Annotated in this window: 18 protein-coding genes and 1 pseudogene; 9 read left to right on the forward strand and 10 right to left on the reverse strand. The window is 54.7% G+C overall.

The features are described 5' to 3' along the window. Positions 1–5 precede the first annotated feature (5 nt). The 3 genes from ecnB to efp form a co-directional block, all read right to left on the reverse strand. Positions 6–152, reverse strand: a complete 147-nt coding sequence (ecnB, locus tag C3451_RS16340) for a lipoprotein toxin entericidin B (protein ID WP_006178941.1) — start codon at positions 150–152, stop codon at positions 6–8. Positions 153–260: 108 nt separating this feature from the next. Continuing rightward, positions 261–392, reverse strand: a complete 132-nt coding sequence (locus C3451_RS16345) for an entericidin A/B family lipoprotein (RefSeq protein ID WP_006810410.1) — start codon at positions 390–392, stop codon at positions 261–263. A gap of 57 nt (positions 393–449) precedes the next feature. After that, entirely contained in the window at positions 450–1016 is a 567-nt protein-coding gene (efp, locus tag C3451_RS16350) for an elongation factor P (protein WP_003855940.1), read from the reverse strand. Between the two features lie 40 nt (positions 1017–1056). Here efp and epmB point away from each other — a divergent pair, with 40 nt between their 5' ends. Next, positions 1057–2085 (forward strand): EF-P beta-lysylation protein EpmB, encoded by a 1029-nt coding sequence (gene epmB, locus C3451_RS16355; protein WP_022646803.1) that lies wholly within the window; start codon positions 1057–1059, stop codon positions 2083–2085. 65 nt (positions 2086–2150) lie between these two features. Here epmB and C3451_RS16360 read toward each other — a convergent pair whose 3' ends face one another. Beyond that, positions 2151–2504, reverse strand: coding sequence for a DUF4156 domain-containing protein (locus tag C3451_RS16360; protein ID WP_022646802.1), 354 nt, complete (start codon positions 2502–2504; stop codon positions 2151–2153). Between the two features lie 234 nt (positions 2505–2738). Here C3451_RS16360 and C3451_RS16365 point away from each other — a divergent pair, with 234 nt between their 5' ends. After that, entirely contained in the window at positions 2739–3386 is a 648-nt protein-coding gene (locus tag C3451_RS16365) for a nucleoside recognition domain-containing protein (protein ID WP_038415111.1), read from the forward strand. Continuing rightward, positions 3383–3844, forward strand: a complete 462-nt coding sequence (locus C3451_RS16370; protein WP_022646800.1) for a YjiG family protein — start codon at positions 3383–3385, stop codon at positions 3842–3844. The genes C3451_RS16365 and C3451_RS16370 overlap by 4 nt, the downstream gene beginning before the upstream one ends. A gap of 141 nt (positions 3845–3985) precedes the next feature. Here C3451_RS16370 and groL read toward each other — a convergent pair whose 3' ends face one another. Together groL and C3451_RS16380 are read right to left on the reverse strand one after the other, a co-directional pair. Then, on the reverse strand, positions 3986–5632 hold the full coding sequence (groL, locus tag C3451_RS16375) for a chaperonin GroEL (RefSeq protein ID WP_006810416.1): 1647 nt from the start codon (positions 5630–5632) through the stop codon (positions 3986–3988). A gap of 39 nt (positions 5633–5671) precedes the next feature. After that, positions 5672–5965 (reverse strand): co-chaperone GroES, encoded by a 294-nt coding sequence (locus C3451_RS16380; protein WP_003855929.1) that lies wholly within the window; start codon positions 5963–5965, stop codon positions 5672–5674. A gap of 178 nt (positions 5966–6143) precedes the next feature. Here C3451_RS16380 and yjeH point away from each other — a divergent pair, with 178 nt between their 5' ends. Next, entirely contained in the window at positions 6144–7391 is a 1248-nt protein-coding gene (yjeH, locus tag C3451_RS16385) for an L-methionine/branched-chain amino acid transporter (protein ID WP_045620949.1), read from the forward strand. A gap of 23 nt (positions 7392–7414) precedes the next feature. On the opposite strand, the gene C3451_RS16390 is transcribed toward yjeH, so the two are convergent. Next, on the reverse strand, positions 7415–7879 hold the full coding sequence (locus C3451_RS16390; RefSeq protein ID WP_003855925.1) for an FxsA family protein: 465 nt from the start codon (positions 7877–7879) through the stop codon (positions 7415–7417). 335 nt (positions 7880–8214) lie between these two features. Between C3451_RS16390 and aspA the strand changes: the two genes are divergently transcribed. The 5 genes from aspA (at position 8215) to C3451_RS16415 (ending at position 13810) form a co-directional block, all read left to right on the forward strand. Beyond that, positions 8215–9651: an aspartate ammonia-lyase gene (gene aspA / locus C3451_RS16395; protein WP_003855923.1), complete on the forward strand. Its 1437-nt coding sequence runs from the start codon at positions 8215–8217 to the stop codon at positions 9649–9651. A 116-nt stretch (positions 9652–9767) separates the two neighbouring features. Then, on the forward strand, positions 9768–11069 hold the full coding sequence (locus tag C3451_RS16400) for an anaerobic C4-dicarboxylate transporter (protein WP_008502949.1): 1302 nt from the start codon (positions 9768–9770) through the stop codon (positions 11067–11069). Between the two features lie 113 nt (positions 11070–11182). Continuing rightward, on the forward strand, positions 11183–11506 hold the full coding sequence (cutA, locus tag C3451_RS16405; protein WP_003855908.1) for a divalent cation tolerance protein CutA: 324 nt from the start codon (positions 11183–11185) through the stop codon (positions 11504–11506). After that, positions 11482–13185: a protein-disulfide reductase DsbD gene (locus tag C3451_RS16410; protein ID WP_045620950.1), complete on the forward strand. Its 1704-nt coding sequence runs from the start codon at positions 11482–11484 to the stop codon at positions 13183–13185. The genes cutA and C3451_RS16410 overlap by 25 nt, the downstream gene beginning before the upstream one ends. A 49-nt stretch (positions 13186–13234) precedes the next feature. Beyond that, positions 13235–13810: a transcriptional regulator gene (locus C3451_RS16415; RefSeq protein WP_022646797.1), complete on the forward strand. Its 576-nt coding sequence runs from the start codon at positions 13235–13237 to the stop codon at positions 13808–13810. Here the strand turns inward: C3451_RS16415 and C3451_RS16420 are convergent. The 3 genes and pseudogenes from C3451_RS16420 to C3451_RS16430 all read right to left on the reverse strand — a co-directional run. Further along, positions 13807–14397 (reverse strand): LysE family translocator, encoded by a 591-nt coding sequence (locus tag C3451_RS16420; RefSeq protein ID WP_023299118.1) that lies wholly within the window; start codon positions 14395–14397, stop codon positions 13807–13809. The two genes, C3451_RS16415 and C3451_RS16420, sit on opposite strands and share 4 nt — an antisense overlap. Positions 14398–14432: 35 nt before the next feature. Then, a pseudogene (locus tag C3451_RS16425) lies at positions 14433–15158 on the reverse strand (AraC family transcriptional regulator); the annotation flags it as partial. Positions 15159–15175: 17 nt separating this feature from the next. Continuing rightward, a partial coding sequence (locus tag C3451_RS16430) for an IS3 family transposase (protein WP_131023897.1) occupies positions 15176–15284 on the reverse strand: 109 nt, incomplete at its 5' end.

Here is a 15284-nt window from a genome sequence, read left to right on the forward strand (position 1 = left end):
TTACATTAGTTCTGAGCTTTAGTTGCTGCGCCAGAAATCGCGCTACCACCGTCGGAGATATCTTCCCCTACGCCACGGGTGGTGTTACATGCAGTCAGTACCGAAGAAAGCACCAGAACAGAAAAGATCGCTGCAATTGTTTTCTTAACCATAATATCTTCCTTTTATAGCCAAAGTTATTTTGTGTATAGCAACTTAAGAATAGACAAAATCTTGCCGTTTGACGGAAAAGGAAGAATTTTTAGGAAAATTAGACGGAATTAGCTGGCCGCATGGGAAATGATATGGCCGAGATCCTGGATATCTTCACCCACGCCACGCGCGGTGTTGCAGCCGGAGAGAATTGCGCTGGAGAGCGCTAACAGAAGCAGAATTTTAACGGTACGTTTCATCTTCCCTGCCTGCAAAATCAGGCGCAGCGGGCGCTGCGCCTTTAATCATGGCGTAAATTACTTCACGCGGGATACGTATTCGCCGGAGCGGGTATCCACTTTGATCACTTCACCGATCTGTACGAACAGTGGCACTTTCACCACAGCGCCGGTAGACAGGGTGGCAGGCTTGCCGCCAGTACCTGCGGTATCACCTTTCAGACCTGGATCGGTTTCAACGATTTCCAGCTCAACGAAGTTCGGCGGCGTAACCGCGATAGGCTGACCGTTCCACAGGGTCACGATGCACTCAGCCTGATCCAGCAGCCACTTGGCGTTGTCGCCAATCGCTTTCGCGTCCGCAGACAGCTGCTCGAAGGTTTCGTTGTTCATGAAGTGCCAGAACTCACCGTCGTTGTACAGGTAAGTCAGGTTCATATCGACAACATCAGCGCCTTCAGCGGAGTCAGTAGATTTGAAGGTTTTCTCAACACGGGTACCGGTCAGCAGGCGGCGCAGCTTAACGCGCGCAAATGCCTGGCCTTTACCTGGTTTAACGAATTCGCTGGCTTCAACCGCGTACGGTTCGCCGTCCATCATGATTTTAAGACCAGCACGAAAATCGTTGCTATAGTACGTTGCCATAAGGCCCTCTAAATTTGTTAACTGGTAGCTAAGCCACAAAATGGCGCATATTGTAACCCTAAACACCCCGTCCAGAGAAGATTGGTTATCGCAACTTGCCGATGTAATCACCAGTCCTGATGAATTGCTGCGTCTTTTAGACCTCGAACAGCACGAAGCGTTGCGTGCAGGCCGTGAGGCGAAGCGCCTTTTCGCCCTGCGCGTTCCCCGCGCGTTTGTTGCCCGAATGGAAAAGGGTAACCCTGATGATCCATTATTAAAACAAACGCTGACCTCTCAGGATGAGTTTATTACCGCCCCCGGATACAGCACCGATCCGCTGGAAGAGCAGAACAGTGTTGTACCGGGTTTACTGCATAAATACCGCAATCGTGCCCTGCTGCTGGTTAAGGGCGGGTGCGCGGTAAATTGCCGCTATTGCTTCCGTCGCCACTTCCCGTACGCCGAAAATCAGGGTAATAAGCGCAACTGGCAGGTGGCGCTGGACTACATCGCAGCGCATCCGGAACTGGATGAAATAATCTTTTCCGGCGGCGACCCGCTGATGGCAAAAGATCATGAGCTGGACTGGCTGCTGACTCAACTTGAGACCATCCCGCACATTAAGCGTCTGCGCATTCACAGCCGTTTACCGATCGTCATCCCGGCGCGTATCACCGACGCCCTGGTCACGCGCCTGGAGCAGTCCCGTTTACAGGTGCTGCTGGTAAATCATATCAACCATGCAAATGAAATTGACGCGGACTTTCGTGCGGCGATGACGCGTATGCGAATGGCAGGCGTGACGCTGCTCAACCAGAGCGTATTACTGCGCGGCGTGAACGACAGCGCCCACGTGTTGGCCGATCTCAGCAATGCCTTATTTGATGCGGGCGTAATGCCCTATTACCTGCATGTTCTGGATCGCGTCCAGGGCGCGGCGCACTTCATGGTGACGGATGAAGAGGCCCGGAAGATTATGCGCGAGCTGTTAACGCTGGTTTCAGGTTATATGGTGCCGAAGCTGGCACGTGAGATTGGCGGAGAGCCGAGTAAGACGCCGCTGGATTTGCAGCTGCGGCAGCAGTAAAAAAAGCAGGTGGCGCTACGCTTACCTGCCTACAGGTAAAGCGGCAGCGCCATCAAAATGTTATATCAGTTCGGGCACTTATAGACCTGGCCGTTCATCTGGCTGGCGGTTGGCACAAAGCTGGACAGCATACCCTGCGTCGGGCTGCTCACCCCGTAAATCACGTTGCCGCCCATTGCCGCAGCCTGATTACGCAGGGCATTGGCCGCACCGCGCATAGAGCCGCCCTCCTCGCCGTGCTGCCCTGACATCCAGTTGCTTTGCTCGCCAGAGGCGGTGCCTAACAGCTGGCATTCGCTGCCCGGCTTATCTTCCACAAAGCGAACGCTCTGGCCCGCTGCCGTCAGCTCATTGCTGGTGCTACAACCCGCCAGCAGCAATGCTGCACCTACAATCCCTGCACAGACTTTTATGCGCATGTTATTCCTCGTTTTCAATAAGCTGGACAGTAGTTGTCCGCGTGTAAACCTTATACTAAAAAGATGACCAAAAGAAAAATGCTGAGCATTTCTGCGAGCCAGATTCCGCTGGCACTCCTCCGACATCTTAAATGAATTCTGATAATAACCTTTGGGATATCGTGTTTTAGCCCCCGATCGTTTTTAGTGATGCGACGTACAACTTTTGTACGGGACTAAAAAAAAGGGGGGTTCATGAGTGCATCATCCTCAGGAGAGGAAAAAGTAACCTGGGTGGGCTATCTGGCGTTCGTGCTCACCATCGTATTTTTCTCAGGTTTTTTCGCCAAAAGTACTGAATGGTGGCGCGTGCTGGATTTTACCGTCCTGAACGGCAGCTTTGGACCGGTGAACGGCGCCCTAACGTTTCGCGGCGAGGGTGGCACAGGAGCGAAAGACGGTTTTTTGTTTGCCCTTGAACTGGCGCCCTCGGTCATTTTATCGCTCGGGATCATTGCCGTTACCGAGGGTCTGGGCGGGCTGCGCGCCGCACAACAGCTCATGACGCCCATTCTGCGCCCGCTGCTCGGCGTGCCGGGCATCTGCTCTCTGGCGCTTATCGCCAACCTGCAAAATACCGATGCAGCCGCAGGGATGACCAAAGAGTTGACCGACGAAGGGGCGATTACTGACCATGAACGCGCCATTTTCGCCACCTTCCAGACCAGCGGTAGCGCCATTATTACCAACTATTTTTCTTCCGGTGCCGCACTTTTTACCTTTATTACCGTCCCGGTGATCGCGCCGCTGGCGGTCATTCTGGTATTTAAATTTGTTGGCGCCAACTTCCTGCGGCTGTGGATCGCCCACATGGAAGTTCGTCGCGTTCAGGAGGAAAAATGATCGCCCAGACGCGTAAAAATATCATGGACTTGTTTATCGATGGCGCCCGCCGCGGCTTTACCATCGCCACCACCAGCCTGCTGCCGAACGTGGTCATGGCGTTTGTCATCATTCAGGCGCTTAAGGTGACCGGCCTGCTGGATATTGTCGGCAGGGTATGCGAGCCCATCATGGCCCTGTGGGGGCTTCCGGGTGCGGCGGCAACGGTACTTCTGGCCTCGGTGATGAGCATGGGCGGCGGCGTGGGGGTTTGCGCCAGCCTGGTCGTCGCCGGCACGCTCAGCGGCCATGATGCCACCATCCTGCTGCCCGCCATCTACCTGATGGGCAATCCGGTGCAAAACACGGGCCGCTGCCTCGGCACCGCGGGCGTGAACCCGAAATATTACCCGCACATCATCGCTGTCTGCGTCATCAACGCCCTGCTCTCGATGTGGGTGATGCAGCTACTCTTCTGAGGAGATAAAAATGGATTTTTCAGTGCTGGAACCGCATCTCTTCCGCCATGCACATCTTGTTTGAGTAACGGCTCGACGGGCAATAAAAAACCCCGGGCATCGCTGCCCGGGGTTCATTCTGAGAGGTTCAGAACAACATGATTACATCATGCCGCCCATGCCACCCATGCCGCCCATACCACCAGCAGCACCTAAGTCAGGCGCGTCGCCTTTAGGCATGTCGGTTACCATGCATTCGGTCGTGATCATCAGGCCAGCTACAGATGCCGCGTACTGCAGAGCAGAACGGGTAACTTTAGTTGGGTCCAGGATACCGAAGTCGATCATGTTGCCGTATTCTTCAGTTGCTGCGTTGTAACCGTAGTTACCTTCGCCCGCTTTCACGTTGTTCGCAACTACTGATGGCTCTTCACCGGCGTTGGACACGATCTGACGCAGAGGGGCTTCCATTGCGCGAAGCGCAACTTTGATACCTACGTTCTGGTCTTCGTTCTGAGCGGTCAGGCCAGCCAGTTTAGCGGCTACACGCACCAGCGCGACACCACCACCAGCAACTACGCCTTCTTCTACCGCAGCACGGGTCGCATGCAGGGCATCGTCAACGCGTGCTTTCTTCTCTTTCATTTCAACTTCGGTCGCAGCACCAACTTTGATTACCGCAACGCCGCCTGCCAGTTTCGCTACGCGCTCCTGCAGTTTTTCACGGTCGTAATCGGAAGTTGCTTCTTCGATCTGCTTACGGATCTGACCAACACGGCCCTGAATAGCGGCTTCTTCACCCACACCGTCGATGATGGTGGTAGTGTCTTTGTTGATCACAACGCGTTTCGCCTGGCCCAGGTCTTCCAGGGTCGCTTTTTCCAGCTCCATACCAATCTCTTCGGAGATCACGGTACCGCCGGTCAGGGTAGCGATATCCTGCAGCATCGCCTTACGACGATCGCCGAAGCCAGGTGCTTTAACCGCTGCCACTTTCACGATGCCACGCATGGTGTTAACCACCAGAGTCGCCAGCGCTTCGCCTTCAACGTCTTCAGCAATGATTACCAGCGGCTTGCCTGCTTTCGCAACGGCTTCCAGCACTGGCAGCATTTCGCGGATGTTGGAGATTTTCTTGTCAGCCAGCAGGATGAACGGGCTTTCCAGCTCAACAGCGCCAGTTTCTGGCTTGTTGATGAAGTATGGGGACAGGTAACCGCGGTCGAACTGCATACCTTCAACCACATCCAGTTCGTCTTCCAGACCAGTACCGTCTTCAACGGTGATCACGCCTTCTTTACCGACTTTATCCATCGCTTCAGCGATAAGTTTACCTACGGTTTCGTCGGAGTTAGCGGAGATAGTACCAACCTGAGCAATGGCTTTAGAGTCAGAGCACGGTACGGACAGCGCTTTCAGCTCTTCAACAGCAGAGGCGACAGCTTTGTCGATACCACGTTTCAGATCCATTGGGTTCATGCCCGCAGCAACGGCTTTCAGGCCTTCGGTGATGATCGCCTGCGCCAGTACGGTCGCGGTGGTGGTACCGTCACCAGCAGCGTCGTTCGCTTTAGAGGCAACTTCTTTCACCATCTGTGCGCCCATGTTTTCGAACTTGTCTTCCAGCTCGATTTCACGTGCAACAGAAACACCATCTTTAGTGATGGTTGGCGCGCCGAAGGATTTGTCCAGCACGACGTTACGGCCTTTCGGGCCCAGAGTGACTTTCACTGCGTCTGCCAGTACGTTTACGCCGCGGAGCATTTTTACACGAGCGTCGTTACCGAATTTTACGTCTTTAGCTGCCATGTTCTTATTTCCTCAAATTCGTACAGTTTCGTGCGTTAATTACGCTTCAACAATTGCCAGAATGTCGCTCTCGGACATGATCAACACTTCTTCATTGTCGATCTTCTCGGATTTCACGCCGTAGCCATCGTTGAAAATGACGATGTCACCAACTTTAACGTCCAGTGGCTGCACAGTTCCGTTTTCCAGGATGCGGCCCTTACCGACAGCGATGATTTCGCCACGCGTTGATTTTGCTGCTGCTGAACCGGTCAGAACGATGCCGCCAGCAGACTTGGTTTCAACTTCTTTACGTTTGACGATCACACGATCATGTAACGGACGAATACTCATTGATAGCTCTCCTTTGAGAAAGTCATTATCAGTTATGGATGACGCCGGTCCGCATGCGGTTTTCCGGCTAGTGCCCTGAGAGATGGGGATAGCTTTTTACCCCTTCAAGGGGTAATCGAAAAAAAATTTGCGAAAGTGTTACCATCCACTCTCTTTTGATGGTGGCGGGACGAGGTAAATGAGTGGACTCAGGCAGGAGTTGGGGCTGGCGCAGGGCATTGGCTTACTCTCAACGTCTTTGTTAGGCACGGGCGTTTTTGCGGTTCCCGCGCTGGCGGCGTTGGTTGCCGGCAATAACAGTCTTTGGGCATGGCCGGTGCTGATCGTGCTGGTGTTTCCTGTGGCGATTGTCTTTGCCATACTCGGGCGGCACTTCCCGAGCGCAGGCGGCGTAGCGCATTTTGTCGGCATGGCGTTTGGGCCGCGAATGGAACGCGTCACCGGCTGGCTATTTTTGTCGGTGATACCCGTTGGCCTTCCGGCAGCCCTGCATATCGCAACCGGCTTCGGACAGGCGCTGTTTGGCTGGCACGATGAACAGCTGCTGCTGGCTGAACTCGGCACGCTGGCGATTATCTGGTGGGTTGGCTCACGCGGGGCCAGTTCCAGCGCCAACCTGCAAACGCTGGTCGCCGTGTTAATCGTCGCGCTGATCGTCGCCATCTGGTTTGCGGGTGACATTACGGTGGCGGATATTCCTTTCCCCGCGATTAATAACATCGACCACACACAGCTTTTCGCTGCACTATCCGTCATGTTCTGGTGTTTCGTCGGTCTGGAGGCGTTCGCTCATCTGGCATCCGAGTTTAAACAGCCCGAGCGTGATTTTCCCCGCGCCCTGATGATTGGCCTGCTGCTGGCGGGCACCGTGTACTGGGCCTGTACCGTACTGGTGCTGCACTTCAACGCGTTCGGTGAAGAGAAAGCCGCCGCCGCGTCGCTGCCGGGCATCGTGGTGCAGCTGTTTGGCGTTAAAGCCCTGTGGGTAGCCTGCATGATTGGCTATCTCGCCTGCTTTGCCAGCCTCAACATCTATATTCAGAGCTTCGCCCGGCTGGTGTGGTCTCAGGCACTTTATAAACCGGATAGCCCCCTCTCACGCCTGTCAAAGCGTCAGCTTCCGGTGAATGCGCTGAATACCGTACTGGGCTGCTGCGTGGTGAGTTCCCTGGCCATTTATCTCCTCGACATCAACCTTGACGCGCTGATTATCTACGCCAACGGTATTTTCATCATGATCTATCTGTTGTGCATGCTGGCGGGCTGTCGGCTACTGAAAGGACGCTTTAAGGCGCTGGCGGCTATCGGGTGTGTCCTGTGCCTGCTGCTGCTGGCGATGGTGGGATGGAAGAGTGTGTACGCCATCGTCATGCTGGCGGGGCTGTGGGTGTTTTTACCGAAGCGGCAAAATCCGCAGGCCCGGTGAGCGAGCGCCACCGGGCAAGAAACTTACCGATCGTCTTTATGATCTAACCGGTCGCGCTGCTCATCCTTACGCTGATATTCCCCTTCAAAGGTATCGCCCGGGCCGGTGCTGAAACCACCGCCTGGCATACGGCTGAAACGCAGATGCGGCAGCAGCTTCATGGTCAGATGCTTCTGCACCGGCGGCAACAGCAACAGCAGGCCGAGGAAGTCTGTAAAGAAGCCCGGCAGGATCAGCAGCAGGCCAGCAATAATCAGCGACACGCTTTTGATCATCTCGGCGGCCGGGCTTTCACCTGCGGCCATCTTCTGCTGCATTAACAGGAAATTTTTGAAACCCTGATTGCGCACCAGCGACATGCCGATGACGGAGGTGAAGATCACCAGAATCAGCGTCAGCAGGACGCCCAGCACATGGGCAACCTGGATGAAAATGGAAATCTCAATGTAAACATAAAGAAAGAAAGCAATAAATGGTATCCAGCGCACTGGCATCTCCTGTGTGGCAGGTGCCTTCTGGCCCCTGACTGAATGTGTTCGCGAAGCGCGTAGATAAGAAATGGTGACGGTTAGCCAAAATTCAATCGGTTTGCACGGATATTTTTTCTGGAAATATTAAAGCGGTGACATATTTCACAGATTAATAATTATCATGAAATCGGGTCGATAATAAGTGATCCAGCTTACGGCAATTCGCTATCATCAGCATATGATCTCGAACATCTGGCCGATTGAGGGAATAATCGTCGGTCATAAAATATTCAAAACCACATATCTACTGTGTGTTTAGTACAATCCATCGGCAGCTTGAAAAGAAGGTTCACATGTTAAACAACATTCGTATCGAAGAAGATTTGTTGGGTACCAGGGAAGTTCCAGCGGATGCCTACTATGGTGTTCACACTCTGAGAGCGATTGAAAACTTCTACATCAGCAACAGCAAAATCAGCGACATCCCTGAATTTGTGCGTGGCATGGTGATGGTAAAAAAAGCCGCGGCTCTGGCAAACAAAGAGCTGCAAACCATTCCTAAAAGCGCTGCAAATGCGATTATCGCCGCGTGCGATGAAGTGCTGAACAACGGCAAATGCATGGATCAGTTCCCGGTTGACGTCTATCAGGGCGGCGCAGGCACCTCCGTCAACATGAACACCAACGAAGTGCTGGCAAACATCGGCCTGGAGCTGATGGGTCATCAGAAAGGTGAATACCAGTACCTGAACCCGAACGACCACGTTAACAAATGTCAGTCCACCAACGACGCCTACCCAACCGGCTTCCGCATCGCGGTGTATGCCTCTGTCGTCAAACTGGTCGACGCGATTAATCAGCTGGGTGATGGCTTCCAGCGTAAAGCCGTTGAGTTCCAGGACATTCTGAAAATGGGTCGTACCCAGCTGCAGGACGCAGTGCCAATGACCCTCGGCCAGGAGTTCCACGCGTTTAACGTGCTGTTGAACGAAGAGACCAAAAACCTGCTGCGCACGTCCGAACTGCTGCTGGAAGTGAACCTGGGTGCTACCGCCATCGGTACACGCCTGAACACCCCGGATGGCTATCAGCAGCTGGCGGTACAGAAGCTGGCTGAAGTGTCCAACCTGCCGGTTGTGCCTGCAGAAGACCTGATTGAAGCCACCTCAGACTGCGGCGCCTACGTGATGGTGCACAGCGCATTGAAACGTCTGGCGGTGAAACTGTCCAAAATCTGTAACGACCTGCGCCTGCTCTCCTCCGGTCCGCGCGCTGGCTTGAATGAAATCAACCTGCCAGAGTTGCAGGCGGGTTCATCCATCATGCCAGCTAAAGTGAACCCGGTGGTGCCAGAAGTGGTGAACCAGGTTTGCTTCAAGGTGATTGGTAACGATACGACCGTCACCATGGCCTCCGAAGCCGGTCAGCTCCAGCTGAACGTAATGGAGCCGGTGATTGGCCAGGCGATGTTTGAATCTATCCACATTCTGACCAACGCCTGCTACAACCTGCTGGAAAAATGCATTAACGGCATCACCGCGAATAAAGAAGTGTGTGAAGGCTACGTCTATAACTCCATCGGCATCGTCACCTACCTCAACCCGTTCATCGGCCACCACAACGGCGATATCGTCGGGAAGATTTGTGCCGAAACCGGTAAGAGCGTGCGTGAGGTGGTTCTCGAGCGAGGATTGTTGACCGAAGCCGAACTGGACGATATCTTCTCCGCCCAGAACCTGATGCACCCGGCATATAAAGCGAAACGATATACCGATGAAAGCGAACAGTAACCGTTCAGGCTAAGCTTCCGAAAGGCACGTCACTTGTGACGTGCCTTTTTTCTTTATGGCCGTTACCAAAACACAACAATTCAATATCAACTTGTTAATAAGCAAGGCAGGTCTTTATGTTTGGAGCAGAACTCGTCATCGTCCTGTTGGCGATTTATTTGGGCGCACGACTCGGGGGTATCGGCATCGGCTTTGCCGGCGGTCTCGGCGTGCTCGTACTTACCCTGATCTTTCAGATTAAACCCGGCGCAATCCCTTTTGACGTTATCGAAATCATCATGGCGGTTATCGCTGCCATTGCGGCCATGCAGGTCGCTGGCGGTATGGACTACCTGGTGAGCCTGGCGGAGCGTATGCTGCGTCGTCATCCAAAATACATCACCTTCCTTGCCCCACTGGTGACCTGGTTTATGACCATTCTCGCCGGTACTGGCCATACCGCTTTCTCCACGCTGCCGGTCATCACCGAAGTGGCGAAAGAGCAGGGTATTCGCCCGTCTCGCCCTCTTTCTATTGCTGTAGTCGCCTCCCAGATTGCGATCACCGCCTCGCCCATTTCTGCGGCAGTGGTCTTTTTCGCGGGTATTCTCGAGCCGATGGGCGTAAGTTATCTGACGCTGCTGGCGATCTGTATTCCGGTCACGCTGATTGCGGTAATGATCACTGCCGTGCTGTGTAACTTCCTCGGCGCCGAGCTGAAAGACGATCCGGTTTACCAGGAGCGCCTGGCAAAAGGTGAAGTGAGCCTGCGCGGTAGCCAGGTCTTTGAGCTGAAGCCGCATGCAAAACGCTCCGTGCTGCTGTTCCTGATTGGTATCGTCGCCGTGATGTTCTACGCGACCGCCATCAGCGATACGGTAGGTCTGATCCAGAACCCGGTTCTGCCGCGTAACGAAGCGATTGTGGTATTTATGCTGACCATCGCGACGCTGATCAGTATCACCTGTAAAATCGACACCAGCGAAGTGCTGAACGCCAGCACCTTCAAATCCGGTATGAGCGCCTGCGTGTGCGTGCTGGGTGTGGCGTGGCTCGGTGACACCTTCGTGAAAGCGCACATCAGCGATATCCAGACAGTTGCAGGCGACCTGCTGCACAACTATCCGTGGCTACTGGCGGTGGTGCTGTTCTTTGCCGCAACGCTGCTGTACTCCCAGGCTGCGACCACCAAAGCGCTAATGCCTGCGGCACTGATGCTGGGCGTGACGCCGCTGACGGCGATTGCCTCTTTCGCGGCGGTTTCCGCCCTGTTCGTGCTGCCAACCTACCCAACCCTGCTGGCCGCGGTTGAGATGGATGACACCGGCTCGACCCGTATCGGTAAATACGTGTTTAACCACGCGTTCCTCATCCCGGGCGTGGTGGCGATTACGCTCTGCGTGGTCCTCGGCTTTATCATCGGCGGCATTGTGCTGTAAACGGTTAGCCGTTGTAAAAATAGTTAAAAACGGGCCGCGCTGCGGCCCGTTTCATTAATGACCAATCACATGGCGTGATATAGTGAAGACTTTCGTGATGAGGAGGTCGACTTGTGAACACGCCTGATGCTGTTGTTGTACTGTGTACCGCCCCTGATGAAGCTTCTGCCCAGGATCTCGCCGCCAAAGTGCTGGCCGAAAAACTGGCTGCCTGCGTCACGCTACTTCCCGGCGCCACCTCCCTTTATTACTGGGAAGGCAAGCTGGAGCAAGAGTACGAAGTCCAGATGTTGCTCAAAACCAATCTGACCAACCAGCAGGCGCTCCTCGACTGCCTCAAGTCTCATCATCCTTACCAAACCCCGGAGCTGCTGGTGCTGCCAGTGGTCCACGGCGATAACGATTATCTCTCATGGCTCAACGCTTCTTTACGCTGATCCTGCTGCTGTGCAGCACGTCAGTTTTTGCCGGGTTGTTTGACGCGCCCGGCCGTTCGAACTTTATTCCTGCCGACCAGGCATTCGTTTTCGACTTTCAGCAAAACCAGCACGATCTCAGCCTCACCTGGCAGGTGAAAGAGGGTTACTACCTCTATCGCAAGCAGGTCAGCATCACGCCGGCAAAGGCTGACGTCGGCGCATTGCAGATGCCCGCTGGCGAATGGCACGAGGACGAGTTCTACGGTAAAAGTGAAATTTATCGCCAGCGCTTAAGCGTGCCCGTCACGGTGAATCAGGCGGATAAAGGCGCTACCCTGACGGTGACGTATCAGGGCTGCGCCGATGCGGGCTTCTGCTATCCCCCTGAAACAAAGGTCGTTCCGCTTAGCGAAGTGAAAGCGGCGGCCTCCCCTCTCCCCTCAGGGGAAATGGCCAGTGTGAGGGGTGAAGGCGAAGCCGCTTCAGACCTTCCGTTCTCAGCGCTTTGGGCGTTATTGATTGGTATCGGCATCGCCTTTACGCCCTGCGTACTGCCTATGTACCCGCTTATCTCTGGCATCGTGCTGGGCGGTAAGCAACGCCTTTCCACCGCCCGTGCGCTGTTGCTGGCCTTTATCTATGTGCAGGGCATGGCGTTAACCTATACGGCGCTCGGCCTCGTGGTCGCCGCTGCCGGGTTGCAGTTCCAGGCCGCCCTTCAGCACCCTTATGTGCTTATCGGACTGTCAGCAGTGTTTATTCTGCTGGCGCTGTCGATGTTTGGCCTGTTCACCCTGCAACTGCCCTCTTCCCTGCAAACCCGTCTGACGTTAATGAGCAACCGTCAGCAGGGGGGCTCTGCGGGCGGCGTGTTCGCCATGGGTGCCATCGCCGGGCTGATTTGCTCCCCCTGCACCACCGCGCCGCTGAGCGCCATCCTGTTATACATTGCCCAGAGCGGCAACCTTTGGCTCGGCGGCGGCACGCTGTACCTTTACGCGCTCGGCATGGGTCTGCCGCTGATCCTTGTGACGGTATTTGGCAATCGTCTGCTGCCGAAGAGCGGCCCGTGGATGGAGACAGTGAAAACCGCGTTTGGTTTTGTCATTCTGGCGCTACCGGTCTTCCTGCTGGAACGCATCATCGGTGATGTGTGGGGTACGCGTCTGTGGGCTATGCTCGGCGTGGCCTTCTTCAGCTGGGCATTTATCGTGAGTCTGGGTGCGAAGAAACCGTGGATGCGCCTGCTACAGATCCTTCTGCTGGCGGCCGCGCTGGTGAGCGTCCGTCCGTTACAGGACTGGGCGTTTGGCACCCCGACAGATCAGACGCAGGCTCATCTGAATTTTATACAGATTAAAAACGTGGATGACCTTAACCGCGCCCTGGTGCAGGCGAAAGGCAAACCGGTCATGCTCGATCTCTATGCCGACTGGTGCGTGGCCTGCAAAGAGTTTGAAAAATACACCTTCAGCGATCCGCAGGTACAACATGCGCTGAGCGATACCGTTCTGCTCCAGGCGAACGTTACCGCCAACAGCGCGCAGGATAAGGCTCTACTGAAGCAACTTAACGTGCTCGGGCTGCCTACCATCCTGTTCTTCAATGAACAGGGGGAAGAACAGTTGACGCAGCGTGTAACCGGGTTTATGGACGCGACGGCATTCAACGCGCATTTGCGCAATCGCCAACCGTAAACAACACTTTAGACGGGACAAACCGTTGGGAATAGCGGAGGAGATAACCGTGCAACGCGAAGACGTACTGGGACAAGCCCTGCAATTACTTGAGATTCAAGGGATCGCCAGCACCACGCTTGAGATGGTAGCCGACCGTATCGATTACCCTCTGGATGAACTTAAGCGCTTCTGGCCGGATAAAGAGGCGCTGCTGTATGATGCCCTGCGCTATCTCAGCCAGCAGGTGGATATCTGGCGCAGGCAACTGATGCTGAATGAAGAGCTGACCACCGAGCAAAAGCTGCTGGCACGCTATACCGCACTGACGGAGTGTGTCACCAACAACCGTTACCCAGGCTGTCTGTTTATCGCCGCCTGCACCTACTTCCCCGATCCCGGACATCCCATCCATCAACTGGCAGATCAGCAAAAACGAGCCGCGCACGAGTTCACACACGAGCTGCTGACCACACTTGAAGTGGATGATCCGGCAATGGTCGCGAAGCAGATGGAGCTGGTGCTGGAAGGTTGCCTGAGCCGCATGCTGGTGAACCGTAGCCAGGCGGATGTGGATACGGCGCACCGTCTGGCGGAAGATATTTTGCGGTTTGCGCAGTGCCGTATGGGTGGTGCACTGACCTAAGCCAGCATTCCCGTCCAGGCGGAAATAAACAAACACAGCGCCATTGCACGTTGAAATCGCACCATCGCCACGGTGGTGCGGAAAATCCGGTTCACCGCCTTCCCCAGCCACGCCCAGCACAACAAACAGACCACTGAGATCGCCAGAAACCATAGCGCCATCAGCGAAATATCCCGTAATGCATGGTCGCTTGCCGGAGCAAACAGGCTGACGACGGCCAGCGCCATCATCCAGGTTTTTGGGTTTACAACCTGTAATAACGCCGCTGCCCGCGCGGTAAATCGGACATGACGCCTGGAGGAGAGATTCGCGGCCGGGGCGCTAAACAGCTGCCAGCTCATCCAGGAAAGCCACAGCACACCCGCCCAGCTCATCACCTGACGTATCAGCGGATACTGGCGTAACACTTCTCCTGCCCCAGCGCCTGAAACCAGAACAATAGCGCTGGCGGCAATACACCCACCCAGGATCGCAGGAATCGTATTTTTTACGCCAAAGTGCTGACTGTTAGCCAGTACCAAAATATTGGTTGGCCCCGGCGTAATCGAGGCGACAAATGCAAACAGCAGGAAGGGTATTAAATTCACAGGTGGCTCCTTTTAGTAGAGCCATGAATGTGCCGTTATTTTCTGGAAACGTCTGGAAGGTTTGTGCACAACCGACGGTAGTGTGCCGGAGAAATACGGTACGCCCGCTGGAACCAGCGACCAAGATGGCTTTGATCGGCAAAACCTACTGCCGTCGCCACATCAACAGGCAGTTCCCCATACGCCAGCATCTGTCGGGCCTTTGCCAGGCGCAGCTGGATAAGCCAGGCGTGCGGCGCAAGGTGAAATTCGCGCTTAAAGCAGCGGGTGAGCGTAAAGCGATCCGTCCCCGTCTCCCGCGCAAGGTCTGACAGCCCCACGTTCTCGCCGATATGCGCATAGAGATAGTCGCGGGCACGATGCGCCACAGCGGAGCTTTGTAACTGCGACGGGAGTTTCTTCCGCCAGTGGCAGTGGGCTGTAATCTTAGTGAGCAGGTTATCCATTGTGCTCTGTTGTACGATCTTCATCTCATCGTTATGCAGCGAGGCAAATGTATCACCGATAGCGCGCACCAGCTGAGGCTCTCGCGTCAGCGTTTGGGCAAAGTGGAGGGTGTAACTCCCGGGTGTAGAGTCATACAGCCCTTGAAGCGTACGGGTGAGCCAGTGTGCATCCAGATAAAAGGTCAGATAAGTAAAGCCACCCTCTACCGGTGCATCACCGTCATGTATTTCACCAGGCTCAAGTAAAAAAGCATCGCCCGGCTGGCTACGGTGGCGTTCACGGCGACAGTGGAACTGCTGCGTACCGGAAAGGGTGAATCGCCACGGATAATCTAGACACTTCCTAGCCGTTGATAATACTGGTTTTCATATTCTGTCGGTGACATCTGATCGCTGGAACCATGCCGACGCTTACTGTTATAAAACATTTCGATGTAATCA

Origin of the sequence: Enterobacter sp. 301B (assembly GCF_003850715.1) — a bacterium.
Taxonomy (GTDB): Bacteria; Pseudomonadota; Gammaproteobacteria; order Enterobacterales; family Enterobacteriaceae; genus Enterobacter; species Enterobacter intestinihominis.